Below are 15,470 nucleotides of genomic sequence, written 5' to 3'. Positions count from 1 at the left end.
CAGTAATCGGCATCGCAATAAAGAATTGCGTGCCCTGGTGGTGGAATTGGTAGACACAAGGGATTTAAAATCCCTCGACGTTCGCGTTGTGCCGGTTCAAGTCCGGCCCGGGGCACCATCTATTTGATTATTACCTCGCTTGGTATTAATCAAAAGAGTTGTTCTCTTAAAACACTATTGAAGGCGCCTTGGCAGAGTGGCTATGCAGCGGATTGCAAATCCGTGGACCTCGGTTCGACTCCGGGAGGCGCCTCCATAATTCAGAAAAAACCAGTCCTAGTGACTGGTTTTTTCGTTTTTGACCCCGCTAAAAGCTTCCTACGTACCCATTTTAATGCTTATCAAAGAAATCTTTGTTACGGATATACTTGCTCATCAAGTGGTAAGAGAAAGGTCTTATCAACCAACTAAAGATGGAGCGACCAAGGCGGATTAATGTAGGGGTGTTCTCATAGATTCGTCCGTTATAAAGCCAAAGCACTTTGCCTACATGCCAATAGAGTAAGGGTACCGGTGGCATGAAGGTCACGATGTCGATGTCACAGCAAATTCGGTAGGTCTTCTTACTCATGCGATATTGCTTTCGAAAGCTCCAGTCACCAATGGCGGGTTGGCCAAAAGTCACTATTCGCTTAATACAGCCTGGGTACCTTTGATCAAAGTAATCAGCGAAGACACAACCGATAGCGCCTCCGGAAGAGTGGCCAGTAATAGACACTCTTTTGCCTTGTTCGATGAGAGGTGTGAGCGTGGCTTCCAAGCGCTCAATAACGGTTAAGCCAAGCTTATCTTCATTACGACTTGGCTGGCTCTCTTGAAACATCAGATGATAGAAACCCGCATGCACACGATAATTGAGCCCAATTCTTTTGCAGCTTCTTGTCCATAGAGCAAAGGTCAGTAGCCAATCTGAGATACTGTGCGATCCTTTGATAACCACAACCACTTCATCTTTGTCGCTACTCCACAACACTCGAATCATGGTTTTGCCAAACTGGTTCTTGATGATGCGTTGTCCATTAGGGTCAAAACCATAGCGAGTTTGTTTAAAAACTCTAGGGTAGGCGAGGTTGCAAAGAACGGCATAGCGCTCATATTGATATCGTTTTAGTGGTTTCACATGTTTACTTCTTAATAAGAGTTACTTAAAACTCTAGTCGTTGAATGTGAAATGCACATGAAAACGCCATTTGCTTGGTTTAAAACAATAAAATCACTGCATTGAATCGGTATTTGAATCCAATGGTTGTCAGTGAATTGCCCGTTTAAATTAGAAATCCAAGTATAAGAACCGTACAAGCTGCATTAAATTTATTCTTTTGAGTTCGATAATTAATCACTTGAATTAAAAGATAAAATTTATTGTTGACGAATTTTTTCGTTCCGTTAAAGTACACCTCGTTCTCACGGCTTAGGTCGCTGAGAGATGGTGTTTTTACTTTTCAGTAATCGGCCTCGCATGATTGCGTTGCCCTGGTGGTGGAATTGGTAGACACAAGGGATTTAAAATCCCTCGGCGTTCGCGCTGTGCCGGTTCAAGTCCGGCCCGGGGCACCATCTATCTTGCTTCTACTTTTTGAGTAGAGTGATGAACAAAGAGTTGTTCTCTTAAATCACTATTAAAGGCGCCTTGGCAGAGTGGCTATGCAGCGGATTGCAAATCCGTGGACCTCGGTTCGACTCCGGGAGGCGCCTCCATTCTTTCTCTTAGTTTGATAAGTTAAGAGATAATAAGAATGAAAATGCGATACTAGCTCAGTTGGTAGAGCGCAACCTTGCCAAGGTTGAGGTCATCGGTTCGAACCCGATGTATCGCTCCAAATTTTGTAATGTTGATTCATTTCGACATTAAGATGGTGTTTTTACTTTTCAGTAATCGGCATCGCAATAAAGAATTGCGTGCCCTGGTGGTGGAATTGGTAGACACAAGGGATTTAAAATCCCTCGACGTTCGCGTTGTGCCGGTTCAAGTCCGGCCCGGGGCACCATCTATTTGATTGTTACCTCGCTTGGTATTAATCAAAAGAGTTGTTCTCTTAAAACACTATTGAAGGCGCCTTGGCAGAGTGGCTATGCAGCGGATTGCAAATCCGTGGACCTCGGTTCGACTCCGGGAGGCGCCTCCACTATTCAACGTTGAAAGGCCAGCAGAAATGCTGGCCTTTTTGCTATCTTAAATTCTAAACCCTCATGCTATCTCCAAACTTCCACGTATGCTCTCTAATCAGTAGCACCTCTAGGGGCATAGCCCTTATCTGATCACTTTCTTTGCAGTTTTTTTCCTTGTGTAAATCTATCATTCGTTAAACAACCAACAGCATTTGTTAACTCGCCGTGCTGTTTGTGAATGGAATGAGTGGGGAATGGAAAGGGCGACTGTCTTTTGCGTCATTAAGTTCTTCATATTTATACACAGTTGCTCATGAACCTGTAACGCTTTCATGAGTTATTACACTTCTTATGACTATAAATGAAAATGATTGTCATTTACTTACGTTGTTGCTAGTCTATTGTGAAATATTACAACAAGCATGCTTGTGTGTGAAATTGCCTATAAAACGCCTCTAAACCTTATCAAATCTATGGTTATTCGTTTGCTATGGCTTAAAATTAGCCACTTCTACCTCTTTTGTTCTACCCCTTTTGGGTAGTTCGATTTCGTAATTGATTTACATCATATTTTCATTTTCTTTCATAATTCATTATTCGCTCAGTTAAGAAATATATAACCTTCAGGAATTCTTATGAGCAAGATGAAGCTAGTCGTAATCGGTAACGGGATGGTCGGTCATCGCTATATCGAAGATTTAGTCGAGAAGACAGATGTTGCTAACATGGACATTACGGTGTTCTGTGAAGAGCCTCGCGTAGCCTATGATCGTGTACACCTTTCTTCTTATTTTTCACACCATACTGCGGACGAACTTTCTTTAGTTAAAGAAGGCTTCTACGAGAAACACGGCATCAATATGCTGATCGGCGAACGTGCTATTAACGTTAACCGTGAAAAGAAAACAGTTTACTCAAGCACTGGTCGTGAAATTCAATACGACAAACTTATCCTTGCTACCGGTTCATTCCCATTCGTTCCACCAATCAAAGGTAACGAAGGTAAAGACTGTTTTGTTTACCGCACCATCGAAGATCTGAAAGCAATCGAAGCAACGGCTAAGAATTCTAAGTCTGGCGTTGTTGTTGGTGGTGGCCTACTTGGCCTAGAAGCGGCAGGCGCACTTAAAGCACTTGGCGTAACCACGCACGTTGTCGAGTTTGCTCCAAAGCTAATGGCTGAGCAGCTTGACCAAGCGGGTGGTAACCAACTTCGTCAAAAAATCGAACGTATGGGCGTAAACGTACATACAAGTAAGAACACGCTTGAGATTGCTCCTGAAGGCACTGAAGCTCGTAACGTAATGCGTTTTGCAGACGGTACAGAGCTAGAAACTGATTTCATCGTATTCTCTGCTGGTATTCGCCCACAAGACAAACTTGCTCGTCAAATGGGTCTAGGTATTGCACCTCGTGGCGGTATCGAGATTAACGACCACTGTCAAACGACTGATAAAGATATCTACGCTATCGGTGAGTGTGCGTCTTGGAACCAAACGTTCTACGGCCTTGTTGCTCCAGGTTACAAAATGGCGACAGTTGCTGTTGACCACGTTGTCGGTAACGAAAGCACATTTGAAGGTGCGGACATGTCTGCGAAGCTTAAGCTTCTAGGCGTGAAAGTAGGTTCTATCGGTGATGCAAACGGTCGTACTCCTGGTTGTAAGAGCTACGTTTACCAAAACGAAGAGCAAGAAGTTTACAAGCGCCTAATCGTTTCTGAAGACAACAAGAAGCTTCTTGGGGCGGTAATGGTTGGTGATACTTCTGACTACGGCGATCTTCTACAGCTTATGCTGAACGAAATCGACCTGCCAGAACATCCAGATGCACTGATTCTTCCTGCACACGCTGGCACTGAAAAGCCAACACTTGGCGCAGACTCACTTCCTGAATCTGCAGTTATCTGTTCTTGTTTCGATGTGACTAAAGGCAAGATCGCTCAAGCGGTTGCTGAAGGTCACCACACAATCGGTGATATCAAAGCAGTAACAGGCGCAGGCACAGGCTGTGGTGGTTGTATTCCACTAGTAACTTCAGTACTAAACGCTGAGCTTGCTAAAGCCGGTGTTGAAGTGAAGAACGACGTGTGTGAGCACTTTGCTTACTCTCGCCAAGAGCTTTTCCACTTGATTCGCATCGAAGAAATCAAAACGTTCGATGAGCTACTAGAGAAATACGGTAAAGGCTACGGCTGTGAAGTATGCAAGCCTCTAGCGGGTTCTATCCTTGCTTCTTGCTGGGGTGAACACATCCTTAAGCCTGAGCTAGTCAAGCTGCACGATACCAACGATAACTTCCTAGGTAACATGCAAAAAGACGGTACTTACTCTGTTATCCCTCGCATGGCGGGTGGTGAAGTAACGCCTCAGGCACTAAGCGTTCTTGCTGATGTTGCTGCAGAATACAACCTGTACACCAAGATCACGGGTGCACAACGTATCGGTCTATTCGGTGCTCAGAAAGATGACTTACCAGCTATCTGGAAGAAGTTAATCGCTGCAGGTTACGAAACAGGTCAAGCTTATGCAAAAGCACTTCGTATGGCTAAGACATGTGTAGGTTCTACTTGGTGTCGTTACGGCGTTCAAGATTCAGTTGGCCTAGGCGTGATGATCGAGAACCGTTACAAAGGCATCCGTACTCCTCATAAGATGAAGTTTGGTGTGTCTGGTTGTACTCGTGAGTGTGCAGAAGCTCAAGGTAAAGACTTAGGTATTATCGCGACTGACGCGGGCTGGAACATGTATGTATGTGGTAACGGTGGTATGAAACCTCGTCACGCAGACTTATTGGCAAGCGACCTAGACCAAGAAACGCTGATCAAATACATCGACCGTTTCATGATGTTCTACATCCGCACGGCTGCTCCACTACAACGTACTTCGGTATGGATGGACAACCTAGAAGGTGGTGTTGATTACCTACGTGAAGTGATTGTAGACAACAAGCTTGGTATCAATGATCAACTTGAAACTGATATCGCTGGCCTAGTGGATAACTTTGCTTGTGAGTGGACAGATACAATTAACGACGAAGCTCAACTTAAGCGCTTTGCACACTTCATCAATGCTGATGACCGTGATGAGAACGTTGTGTTTGTTGATGATGGCCGTGAACAACACCGTCCAGCGACATTCACTGAGAAACACCCTGAAGCGAAGGGCGATATCCTTCACGTTGAACTGGTTTAATTGGGAGACGACATCATGGCATTTACCAAAGTTTGTAAGATCGAAGACATTATCCCAGGTACAGGTGTTTGTGCATTGGTTGGTGGTGAGCAAGTAGCAGTCTTCCGCCCAACTAAGGCTGAAGAAGTATTCGCGATTAGCAACACAGACCCTTACTTCCAGTCTAACGTGTTATCACGTGGTCTGATTGTAGAGCACAAAGAAGAGCTTTGGGTGGCAAGCCCACTTAAGAAGCAACGCTTTAACCTGACAACAGGTGCGTGCATGGAAGACGAGAACTTCAACGTGAAAGCGTACAAAGCTCGTGTTACCAAAGGTGCTGTAGAAATCTCTGCTTAATCTTTGGATGAGTAAGATTTGATAGTTCAAGGGTTCTAGTTCTCGATATTGCCTTAACTCGGCAACTAGAGCCTTTTCCTATCCAATTTTAACTTTTAATTTTACTTTTTTAAGGACAACATTATGTCTCCTGATTACAAACCAGCTGAATTCGTTCAAACGATGATTGATGTGGGTGAAGCGAAAACTAAAACAAGTACTCGCGACCTTCTGATTCGAAGCACTATGGCTGGTATTATCCTTTCTCTAGCGGTTGTTGTTGCAATTACAGCAATGGTACAAACAGGCATTGGTCTTGTTGGCGCACTAGTGTTCCCAGTTGGCTTCGTGATTCTAAGTGTTATGGGGTATGACCTAGTAACTGGCGTTTTCGGCCTTGCTCCTTTGGCTAAATTCGACAACCGTCCAGGCATCACTTGGGGCCGTATCCTACGTTGTTGGGGTATTGTTGGTCTTGGTAACCTTATCGGTTCTTTGATTGTTGCTTTCCTAGTGGCTGTTTCTTTAACAGGTAATTTCTCTCTAGAGCCAAACGCTGTTGCTCAAAAATTCATTGCTGTTTCTACAGGTCGTAGCTTAGGCTTTGAAAACATGGGCATGGACGGATGGATCACGTGTTTCGTACGCGGTATCTTCTGTAACCTAATGGTATGTCTAGGTGTGATTGGTAACATGACTGCTCGTACAGTGTCTGGCCGTGTAGCAATGATGTGGTTCCCAATCTTCATCTTCTTCGCACTAGTGTTCGAGCACACAGTAGTAAACATGTTCCTATTCCCACTAGGTATGATTCTTGGCGCTGATTTCGGTATCGCGACATGGTTGAACTTCAACCTTATCCCAACAATCCTAGGTAACATCGTTGGTGGTCTACTAATGACGTGTGTTCCTCTATACCTAACTCATGCTAAAACAGCTCCTTCTCTAGGCGCTAAGTAATTAGATAGCTCTAGGTTAATGAGCAACTAATAATGTGTGTTAAGCCCCAAGCTGTTGAGTTGGGGCTTTTTTGATCTTAACACTCTCTACTTTTGATAATGGTGCACCTAAGGCGAGCAATGTGTGCTTGATGATGGTGCAAATGTCAGGGTTTTCCAACGTAATAGATTGTTTTGTTATATAAACTTCTATCTTGATTAGAATTAATCGTGAAGTTTTATGGCAACAACTGATAGTCTAAGAAGTAGGGATATTGGTGATTCATACAATGATGAATCGTCATACAGAATTAAGCTTGAAATATAACAAGCTAACTTTCGGAGCAAAGCATGTCAGAAGTATCGCCATCGAATGTTAAAACAGGAAACACAGGATTTGTTTCATTAGTAGGTGCAGGTCCGGGCGACCCAGACTTACTTACGCTAAAAGCAGCACGAGTGATTCAACAAGCAGACGTTTTGGTTTATGACCGCTTGGTATCAAAAGATATCTTGGCGATGGCTAACCCAGAAGCGGAAATGCTGTATGTGGGCAAAAAGCTCGATCATCACTGCGTACCTCAAGATCAGATCAACCAACTGTTGGTCACTAAAGCACAAGAGAATAAGCATGTAGTACGCCTTAAAGGTGGAGACTCATTTATCTTTGGTCGTGGCGGGGAAGAGTGTGAAACACTGGCTGAAAATGACGTTAGATTTGAAGTAATTCCGGGCATCACAGCTGCTGCAGGCGCAACGGCTTATGCGGGTATTCCGTTGACGCACCGTGACCATGCGCAAAGCGTTCAGTTTATTACCGGTCACCTTAAGAAAGACGGCGAAGATATTGACTGGCAATCTCTTGCTCAGCACAACCATACAATTGTGTTTTACATGGGGTTAAAAGAGAGCCCAAACATTCAGAAGAACTTACTGGATAACGGTATGCGAGCAGACATGCCTGTAGCGATTATCGAAAACGGTACTCGCCAAGAACAGAAGGTGTATCGAGGTGGATTGAGTGACTTAGCTAACCTTGCGAGTGTCGCGAAAAGCCCAGCTTTGATCGTTGTTGGCAGCGTGGCTCAGCTTCATGAAAAACTTGATTGGTTTAACAAGTAACCAAGTCACGCTTAATCGAATTGTATAGAATTAAATACTGCAGCGGCTACTTTGTCGCTGCATTTCTTGTTGGCGCATTGGCATTTCGTCGATGATATTGGTGATTTTCTGCCAGTCTGTCTTACCATTCCATCTGTGCTTCTCTTTTCCGTCTTTACCAATCAATACCGCGGTGTGTGACCCTTTAGGGATCTCATAAACGCTGGTTACAGCCTCTAAGTTGAACTCTTCTTCTAACCAAGTGGGTACGGTGTAGCCACTCTCTGCAATCACCATGATAACCACATCACGCTCGTCCAATTGGCAGTTGTTGATCAACACTTCATTGAGAAACTCTTTGACGACGGAATCTTCTTTTGGTGCAAAGTAGATCACGCTACGATGCGGTAACGGTTTTGAATGTGAATAGGCAGGGTAGGCGAGTACAGAATTGATGGCTAAGCTCATGATTAATACCGTGCTGATGGTCAGTAGTTTAAGCAAACTAAACCAGCCACCAGAGTTTGATGGTTGATTTAAAGTTTGCATCGCTTTGGTTGTGTCGATGCTTACGTTCGATTTGTGTGTTTGTCGGTGCATCATTGCCAACCTCCCTTTAAAAGCTCTAAGCCTGAGCACGATTTGAATGCTACGTAAAGAAGAAGGTGAAGATCAGAACCACCTAAGAAACGTTCAAAACAAACCCACTTACAATAAGCATAGTTAGGATTACGTTAAAGACACTTAGCTTTACGCTAAAGATATTAGGTTTACGTTAACGATAGCTGGCAGGTTCATTTTTATTGAGTAAAGCGACTCGCATTTTACAATTGAATAGAATAGGGTATACGGAAAATCTAAAGGTATGAATTTATGGAAAACATAGCAATTTTGGTCGACGTTCAGAACGTTTACTACACGACGCGCGACAAATACCGTTCTAACTTCGACTATAACCAGTTTTGGTATGTTGCCACGGAAGGGCGTAACGTTGTTGCAGCTAATGCTTACGCAATCTCAAGCCAAGATCCAAAGCAGCGTCAATTTCACCATATCCTTCGTGGTGTGGGCTTTAATGTGAAATTAAAGCCGTTTATTCAGCGTCGAGATGGCAGTGCAAAAGGCGATTGGGATGTGGGTATTGCGTTAGACGCGATAGAACTTGCTGAGACGGTTGATACGATTGTTTTGGTATCAGGAGACGGTGACTTCGAAATCCTTGTAGAACGAATCAAAGAGCGTTTTGGCAAGCCAGTTGAAGTGTATGGTGTTCCGGGGTTAACTGCTCAAAATCTTATCGATTCTGCCTCAAAATTTGTACCGATTGAAAAAGATTTTCTTCTATAAAGGAAATCGGGCACTTTATAATTGAAATCAATAATAACGATAATTAGAATGCAAACAGTTCTTATTTATCGGTATGTCCAATGTCTCGCGTTTTAGTTGTTGATGATGATATTCAGTTGTGTGAATTACTGGGTGAAGTGTTAGAAAATGAGGGGTATCACGTTGATACTGTTCATTGCGGTGAATCCGCGCTTGAGTTTATTCAATCCCACCCTGTCGATTTGGTTCTACTCGATGTAATGCTTCCTAACTTAAGCGGCATTCAAGTAGCAAGACGTATTTGTCAGCGTTTTGCTACTCCCATTCTTATGCTAACCGCGCTTAACGACGATGCCTCAATGCTCGATGGCTACCAAGCAGGCGCCGACCAGTACATAGCTAAACCTTTCAATGTTCCTGAACTCTTAACCCGTATCAAGGTGATCTTGCGCCGAGTGGGTTTTGAACGCCAAAGACAATCTTTAGCTTCCTCTAATCACGGCTTGTGTGAACAACTCTCTCGTTTGCCATTAACCGGCACTGAAAAAGACTTGCTTGATTATTTGGTCAAAAATGACGGTATTGTTGTGTCCAAATCTGATTTGCAAATCCATGTACTCAAGAAAGAATTGTGTCCCTTCGATCGTAATTTAGATATGCATATCAGCAACATACGCAGAAAGCTCGTTCAGGCAGGTTTGTCTAAGCAACATATTAAAACCGTTCGTGGTAAAGGTTACAGTTACCTAGAGTCGGTTGGAGCATGAGTAAAAAACTGCTGCGTTGCCCTGATTTTATTGCTAAGCGTAAAGACGGACTCACTTTCCAACTGTTCAGTTACCTGACCGTCATTTTGGTGAGTATTTTGATCCTGCAAGGGGTAGCAGAAAGAGCCTTGATGAAAGCGCTGCTTAAAGTGCCAGAATCGGTAAAAGCGGAAATGCTCGACCTTGCTTACCAAGCGAATGTGTTGATTGAAGAAGGGGACATGGATGAACTCGCGGACTGGGGTAATGCTCAGCAGTATTATCTGTTCGTCATTGATAAAGACAATCGCCCGATCACGCATCGTCACATGCACCCGCATTTTGAATTTAAGCTCAAATACTTAAGAACGTTAGATCACCAACTTAGTGATCGAGTGAGTAAGCCGATCTTCGGTCTGCCACTGGATAACGGGAAAACACTGGTTATCCAACTACCGCACCAGTTTCACCCCGCTAAATCTTTTGCCCCATACTCCTATATGCTTAAAGCTTTGATTGCATTGGTCGTTTTGTCTCTGTTCTCGATTATCATGGCCAAAAGCCTGCAGCAACCGTTGGACAGGTTGAGAGAAGCGAGCCGCAGACTGGCTCAAGGTGACTTCACTGTTAGTGTGGTGTCGGAGTTAAATTCCACCACGCGAGAGTTCAACGAGCTTGCACACGATTTTGATCATATGACCTTTGAGATTAAATCGCTGGCTGAAAAGCAACGTCGTTTGATTCGTGATGTGTCACACGAGTTAAGAACGCCATTAGCAAGGCAAAACCTGGCACTGCACCTGCTGCGCAGCAAGGTTGATGATAAAAGCATTGGTTTGCTAGAACGAATGGAAAATGAAACAGAAGAGATGAACAAGTTGGTGGGGGAGATACTTGAATTTAGCCGCTTAGAAACCTCTCGCTATGACTCCAAGTTAAGCTTAATGCACCTTGAGCACTATTGTTCAATGTTGATCGCGCAGATGCAAAATGATTTAAAACCAAATCAAACTTTGATTGGTTCCCTAGAGACGCCGACATCAATGGTGAACGTTGATGAGAGGCTACTGCTTCGAGTCATTGGTAACTTGGTCGGGAATGCCATTAAATACGCAGGTGAGAACGCTCATGTTGTCGTGACGACATATGAACAGGTCATAGATAAACGTTACAGTGTCATATCTGTAGAAGATGACGGTGATGGCATTCCTGATAACAAGATTGCAGGTATATTCGACCCGTTTACACGAATAGAATCAGCCAGAGACAAACAGTCTGGCGGTTACGGCTTAGGCCTTGCGATTGTTAAAGAAGCGATGGGTGTGATGAATGGGCATGTAACCGCTGAGAATAGAGAAGGTGGGGGACTGAGAGTAAACTTGATGTTCCCAATCGGTGATTAGCTTTCTCTAATGCGAAGTACGTTAAATAGCTAATTATCTCAACTCAGTTGTATTGACTTAAGCGATACCCAATAAAAAACGCCACTGCATCTGCAGTGGCGTTTTTCTTTATGCGCTTTGGTATGAGCTAGGCGTAGCCATTAATTACGCCAGAACTCAAAGACAAGAGCATCAGATAAGCGAGATTATGCCTGTTGGCGAGCTAGCTTAACTTCTTCTTCTTTCTCACCTGCTGCAGGGTCGTTGAAGCGAGACTCATCAAGAGCGCCTTCAGACTTAGCAACGATGATAGATACGGCACTATCACCTGTGATGTTTACAGCGGTACGAATCATATCAAGAAGGCGGTCAACACCCATGATTAGAGCAATACCTTCAAGCGGTAGACCCACTTGGTTCAATACCATCGCTAGCATAACAAGACCAACACCAGGGACACCTGCAGTACCCACGGACGCCAGTGTCGCCGTTAGGATAACCATTAGGTAATCACCCATTGAAAGGTCGATGTTGTACGCTTGCGCGATAAACGCCGTCGCAACACCTTGCATGATTGCAGTGCCGTCCATGTTCACAGTTGCACCTAGTGGTACTGTGAAAGAAGCGACTTTGTTGTCTACGCCCATGCGGTTCTTAGCTGTTTCCATTGTTACTGGAATTGTTGCGTTCGAAGATGCAGTTGAGAATGCAAACATGATTGCATCTTCCATCTTACGTAGGAACGTAATCGGACTAAGACCTGTGAATCCTTTAAGCATCGCACTGTAAGTCACCAAGCCATGTAACAGTAGGGTACCAGTAAGCACTAAGAAGTATTCTGCTAGGTTCCAAATTGCACCTAAGCCAAGGCCAGAGAACAGTTTCGCCATCAAGAAGAATACGCCGTAAGGAGCAAGGTTCATTAGTAGCGCAACTAGCTTCATGATCACTTCGTTTAGATCAGAGAAAACTGCAGCGATACGTTCACCGGGTTTGCCCGCTGCACTGATTGCGATACCAAACAACACTGCAAATACGATAACTTGTAACGTTTTGCCCTCAGCCATCGCCTGAATAGGGTTGGTTGGGAACATGTCGATGATTACTTGGCCCAGAGAAGGGGCATCCGCTGATTTGAAAGAGCTCGCAGCAGTAAGATCCGCACCAGCTCCAGGTTGGAACAGGTTACCGATAGTTAATGCTAGAGTGATGGCAACGGCAGTAGTACCGATATAAAGTGCAAGCGTTTTGCCACCCATACGGCCAAGAGTTGATAAGTCTTTAAGAGAACTTGTACCGCACACTAGTGAAACGAAGACTAGAGGCACAACAAGCATTTTTAAACTGGCGACAAAGATTTGTCCGCCTACTTCAAAGAGTCCGTTAACGATGTAGTTGTTAACAAATCCGCTGTCTGCAAAAAGGGATTGAATGGCAAATCCCGTTAATATACCTACGACCATACCGAGGATTACTCGACCAGTCAGAGACATAGGTTTCTTGGTATTCATTTAGAACACTCCTTATTATTTATAACTTTGATACCTTTTCAAAGTGAGCAGGAGATTAGCAGTCGGTTGTTCAAATCGAAAAACAAAAAATGAGTTTGGAATTATAGATGTGATCAGAATCACTGATAATTGTGTAAATTCAACAAAATGCAACAATACAATTCACTATAATTTTACATTTAGCGAGGGTTTTATACATAAACTTGTCGTTTCAAAGGTAGTAAATAAGAGGAGATGATTTTCTTATTGATCGTCACACCTCAAATTGACCTGGCCAATAACGCAGTTTCAAAAAAACTGGATGGCGACAACCACTTTTAAGCGTAAATGTTCTCTAAATATCTGTATTGAAATGGGTTTGTTTAACTTTATAAAAATGCCTTTCCGCCACGCCTTTACAAAACTTTACGAATGCAAAGAATGTAAATTTAATGCAAATGGTAATAATTATCACTTATATTCTTTCCCGAAATGATTCAGTGGTACCGGAAACGGTTCAGCGAGCACATCGAATAACTAACAAAGTGCTCGTCTAAAAGAATAAAAGCGGAGTAAAGGACATGTTTTCAAAGAGCCCATTGGCTTTAGTGATCGGCGCAGTATTAGCTTCACCAGCAGTATTGGCAGAAACAGTAAAAACAGACGAGCATATGGTTGTTGAAGGTCGTGACTACGGTTACAAAGCCGACACGAACACAACAGCGATGCGTATGGAGGCAACTCAATTAGAGACTCCGGGACAAGTTTCAGTAATCGATGAGCAAATCATCGATGAGCAGCGTGCAACAACGCTTGGTGACGTGCTTAAAAATGACGCGAGTGTAAGTGCTGGCGGTACAAGCCGTAACCGTGAACGTTTCTCTCTACGTGGTTTCTCGGTAGAAAGCTCTTCGGGCTTCCTTAAAAATGGCCAGCAACATTGGTCTCACTACCGTCAACCAATCGAACTGCTAGAGCGTGTTGAAGTACTAAAAGGACCTTCTGGTCTTCTTTACGGTATTTCTGCACCAGGTGGTTTGATCAACATGGTAAGCAAAAAGCCAACTTACGATACGCAAGTAAGTGTTAGCCAAGATATTGGTTCTAATGACCATTCTCGTACAACGGTAGACGTAAGTGGCGCTTTGAACGACGCTGAAACTCTACGTGGTCGCGCGATTCTATCTAAAGAAAGCTACGGCTCTTGGAGAACTTATGGTGACGGAACTGAACCACAAACAGAACGTTTTGTTGGTGGTGTATTCGTTGATTACGATGTAACTGAAGACGTGACAGTTTCTGTTCATTACGACAAAACTAACGACGAAGGTAGCGTAGATTCTGGCGCTTTATACACGCTAGACGGCAACCGAGTAGGTAGCGACAAGCACATCTGGGATGCACAGTGGTCACAGATCGAGAATGATGTTGAGAATGTTGGTTTTGATATTGCTGCTAACCTGACTGACACGTGGTCTTTAAAGACAGGTTTCAACTACCAAGATTTCGAACGTATCGATATGGAAAGCTACCCAAGCTTTAAAAATATGAACCCTGATGGTACGGGCACCGTGACTCAAGGCGGTAACTACCGTCATGATAAATGGCGTTTCAGAACGGCTTATGTTGACCTAACAACAACCGCTGATCTTGCAGGCACGGAGCACCAACTATTATTCGGTGCTAACTGGTTAGGCTACAGCTATTATCGTGGTATGGATCGCTTCAGCAGCGCTGAATACGCACCAGATGCAACAGTACCAGCGCCGTCAGTGGGTCCAACATCGCTAGGTAAGATGAGTACTTACGATACTTGGGGCTTCTACATCCAAGATTTGATTACTCTCAATGATGAATGGCAAGTTCTTGCTGGTGCTCGTTTCGACCGTAAAGTAAGCGATGGCGTAGCAGAAGAAAACGTGGCGCCTAAGCTTGGCGTGATTTACCACCCAGCATCAAACGGTAGTATCTACGCTTCTTACTCTGAAAGTTTCGAACCACAAGGTGTTGTTTCTAGCGGAAGCCGCAACTACACCAACGATGGTGAACTTCTTGACGCAGCAACGGGTGTATCTTACGAAGTCGGTACTAAGTGGGAGCTGATGGACGAGCGTCTATTCGTTTCTGGTGCAGTATTCGATATTACCCAAGAAAACATCTCAATGGATGTAGAAGACACTGCATCAGGTGATTGGACGAAGACACAAGGTGGCGAACAAGTTCACCGTGGTGCTGAGCTAGCCGCACAAGGCTTTATTTCAGAGCGCTTCTCAATGTCTGGTTCTGCAATGTACTTAGATGCTGAAATCACTAACCATGAAACATATGAAGGTAACCGTCCAGTAGACGTACCTGAGTTCGCAGCAAGCGTTTGGTCTACTTATGCTGCAACAAACGAAGTGGATGTGAACCTAGGTCTTATCTACGAAGGTTCTCGTTACGGTGATAGCGCGAACACATTCAAGAAAGACGGCTACGCTCGTGTAGATATGGGTGCTGCATACACGCTTAAGTACGACGATTCTCTTGATTTCGTAGCGCGTCTAACAGTCGAGAACGTATTTGATAAAGAATACCTAGCGGGTGGCGGTTCAACTTCTTCAAAACACCAGTTTGCTGAAGACGTAGTAATTGGCGAAGGCCGTAACTACATGGCGACTTTACAGGTAAAATACTAATTTGTTAGTAGGGTACTATTGTTAGCTTAAATACTAAGGGGAAAGTTTCGGCTTTCCCCTTTCGTGATTCTGTTATTCAGTAAAAATATCCCTAGTAATGAGAGTGACTTTTAATGATAATGAGAGTGCTTATCAATAATAGTATTTATCAATAAAATGTATTTGACCTTCTTCTATAGTAAATGACT

11 protein-coding genes and 7 tRNA genes are annotated in these 15,470 nt (G+C 43.8%); 15 read left to right on the top strand and 3 right to left on the bottom strand.

Annotated features, from left to right (window positions below):
- The first annotated feature begins 31 nt into the window (after nt 1-31).
- Both MSG35_RS14235 and MSG35_RS14230 read left to right on the top strand, forming a co-directional pair.
- Nucleotides 32-118, top strand: a tRNA-Leu gene (locus MSG35_RS14235).
- Nucleotides 119-182: 64 nt separating this feature from the next.
- Nucleotides 183-256 (top strand) — tRNA-Cys (locus MSG35_RS14230).
- A gap of 75 nt (nt 257-331) precedes the next feature.
- Here MSG35_RS14230 and MSG35_RS14225 read toward each other — a convergent pair.
- Nucleotides 332-1,120, bottom strand: a complete 789-nt coding sequence (locus MSG35_RS14225) for a lipase (protein ID WP_248384360.1) — start codon at nt 1,118-1,120, stop codon at nt 332-334.
- A 350-nt stretch (nt 1,121-1,470) separates the two neighbouring features.
- Here MSG35_RS14225 and MSG35_RS14220 point away from each other — a divergent pair.
- From MSG35_RS14220 to cobA, 9 genes are all read left to right on the top strand, one after another.
- Nucleotides 1,471-1,557 (top strand) — tRNA-Leu (locus tag MSG35_RS14220).
- 67 nt (nt 1,558-1,624) lie between these two features.
- Nucleotides 1,625-1,698 (top strand) — tRNA-Cys (locus tag MSG35_RS14215).
- A gap of 46 nt (nt 1,699-1,744) precedes the next feature.
- Nucleotides 1,745-1,820: transfer RNA gene (locus MSG35_RS14210), tRNA-Gly, on the top strand.
- A gap of 81 nt (nt 1,821-1,901) precedes the next feature.
- Nucleotides 1,902-1,988: transfer RNA gene (locus tag MSG35_RS14205), tRNA-Leu, on the top strand.
- A gap of 64 nt (nt 1,989-2,052) precedes the next feature.
- A tRNA-Cys gene (locus MSG35_RS14200) sits at nt 2,053-2,126 on the top strand.
- A gap of 618 nt (nt 2,127-2,744) precedes the next feature.
- On the top strand, nt 2,745-5,303 hold the full coding sequence (gene nirB, locus MSG35_RS14195) for a nitrite reductase large subunit NirB (RefSeq protein ID WP_248384358.1): 2,559 nt from the start codon (nt 2,745-2,747) through the stop codon (nt 5,301-5,303).
- A gap of 15 nt (nt 5,304-5,318) precedes the next feature.
- Entirely contained in the window at nt 5,319-5,642 is a 324-nt protein-coding gene (nirD, locus tag MSG35_RS14190; protein ID WP_017066844.1) for a nitrite reductase small subunit NirD, read from the top strand.
- A gap of 123 nt (nt 5,643-5,765) precedes the next feature.
- Nucleotides 5,766-6,581 carry a formate/nitrite transporter family protein gene (locus MSG35_RS14185; RefSeq protein WP_017062558.1) on the top strand — a complete coding sequence of 272 codons (816 nt, stop codon included), beginning with the start codon at nt 5,766-5,768 and terminating at the stop codon, nt 6,579-6,581.
- 329 nt (nt 6,582-6,910) lie between these two features.
- Nucleotides 6,911-7,681, top strand: a complete 771-nt coding sequence (cobA, locus tag MSG35_RS14180; protein WP_248384356.1) for a uroporphyrinogen-III C-methyltransferase — start codon at nt 6,911-6,913, stop codon at nt 7,679-7,681.
- A gap of 30 nt (nt 7,682-7,711) precedes the next feature.
- Here cobA and MSG35_RS14175 read toward each other — a convergent pair whose 3' ends face one another.
- Complete coding sequence (locus tag MSG35_RS14175; protein WP_248384377.1) at nt 7,712-8,209, bottom strand: DUF4174 domain-containing protein; 498 nt, start codon at nt 8,207-8,209, stop codon at nt 7,712-7,714.
- 324 nt (nt 8,210-8,533) lie between these two features.
- On the opposite strand from MSG35_RS14175, the gene MSG35_RS14170 reads away from it, so the two are divergent.
- From MSG35_RS14170 to MSG35_RS14160, 3 genes are all read left to right on the top strand, one after another.
- The gene (locus MSG35_RS14170; protein ID WP_004731130.1) at nt 8,534-9,007 is read left to right on the top strand and encodes an NYN domain-containing protein; all 474 of its coding nucleotides are present in this window, start codon (nt 8,534-8,536) and stop codon (nt 9,005-9,007) included.
- 80 nt (nt 9,008-9,087) lie between these two features.
- Nucleotides 9,088-9,753, top strand: coding sequence for a response regulator transcription factor (locus MSG35_RS14165; protein WP_017062555.1), 666 nt, complete (start codon nt 9,088-9,090; stop codon nt 9,751-9,753).
- The gene (locus MSG35_RS14160; RefSeq protein WP_048668964.1) at nt 9,750-11,135 is read left to right on the top strand and encodes a sensor histidine kinase; all 1,386 of its coding nucleotides are present in this window, start codon (nt 9,750-9,752) and stop codon (nt 11,133-11,135) included. The genes MSG35_RS14165 and MSG35_RS14160 overlap by 4 nt, the downstream gene beginning before the upstream one ends.
- A gap of 185 nt (nt 11,136-11,320) precedes the next feature.
- Here MSG35_RS14160 and MSG35_RS14155 read toward each other — a convergent pair whose 3' ends face one another.
- Nucleotides 11,321-12,625: a dicarboxylate/amino acid:cation symporter gene (locus MSG35_RS14155; RefSeq protein WP_248384355.1), complete on the bottom strand. Its 1,305-nt coding sequence runs from the start codon at nt 12,623-12,625 to the stop codon at nt 11,321-11,323.
- Between the two features lie 560 nt (nt 12,626-13,185).
- Here MSG35_RS14155 and MSG35_RS14150 point away from each other — a divergent pair.
- A complete protein-coding gene (locus MSG35_RS14150; protein ID WP_248384354.1) occupies nt 13,186-15,282 on the top strand; it encodes a TonB-dependent siderophore receptor in 2,097 nt (698 codons plus the stop codon).
- Nucleotides 15,283-15,470: the final 188 nt, after the last annotated feature.

This window comes from Vibrio sp. 1CM23M, from assembly GCF_023161755.1.
Taxonomy (GTDB): domain Bacteria; phylum Pseudomonadota; class Gammaproteobacteria; order Enterobacterales; family Vibrionaceae; genus Vibrio; species Vibrio coralliirubri.
This window is presented reverse-complemented; position numbering and strand designations above follow the sequence as displayed.

What these genes read in the sequence shown, in the direction of transcription:
- MSG35_RS14160 (WP_048668964.1), top strand. Translation starts at nt 9,750, where the DNA reads ATGAGTAAAAAACTGCTGCGTTGCCCTGATTTTATTGCTAAGCGTAAA.
- MSG35_RS14170 (WP_004731130.1), top strand. Translation starts at nt 8,534, where the DNA reads ATGGAAAACATAGCAATTTTGGTCGACGTTCAGAACGTTTACTACACG.
- nirB (WP_248384358.1), top strand. Translation starts at nt 2,745, where the DNA reads ATGAGCAAGATGAAGCTAGTCGTAATCGGTAACGGGATGGTCGGTCAT.
- MSG35_RS14150 (WP_248384354.1), top strand. Translation starts at nt 13,186, where the DNA reads ATGTTTTCAAAGAGCCCATTGGCTTTAGTGATCGGCGCAGTATTAGCT.
- nirD (WP_017066844.1), top strand. Translation starts at nt 5,319, where the DNA reads ATGGCATTTACCAAAGTTTGTAAGATCGAAGACATTATCCCAGGTACA.
- MSG35_RS14155 (WP_248384355.1), bottom strand. Translation starts at nt 12,625, where the DNA reads ATGAATACCAAGAAACCTATGTCTCTGACTGGTCGAGTAATCCTCGGT.
- MSG35_RS14185 (WP_017062558.1), top strand. Translation starts at nt 5,766, where the DNA reads ATGTCTCCTGATTACAAACCAGCTGAATTCGTTCAAACGATGATTGAT.
- cobA (WP_248384356.1), top strand. Translation starts at nt 6,911, where the DNA reads ATGTCAGAAGTATCGCCATCGAATGTTAAAACAGGAAACACAGGATTT.
- MSG35_RS14175 (WP_248384377.1), bottom strand. Translation starts at nt 8,209, where the DNA reads ATGCAAACTTTAAATCAACCATCAAACTCTGGTGGCTGGTTTAGTTTG.
- MSG35_RS14165 (WP_017062555.1), top strand. Translation starts at nt 9,088, where the DNA reads ATGTCTCGCGTTTTAGTTGTTGATGATGATATTCAGTTGTGTGAATTA.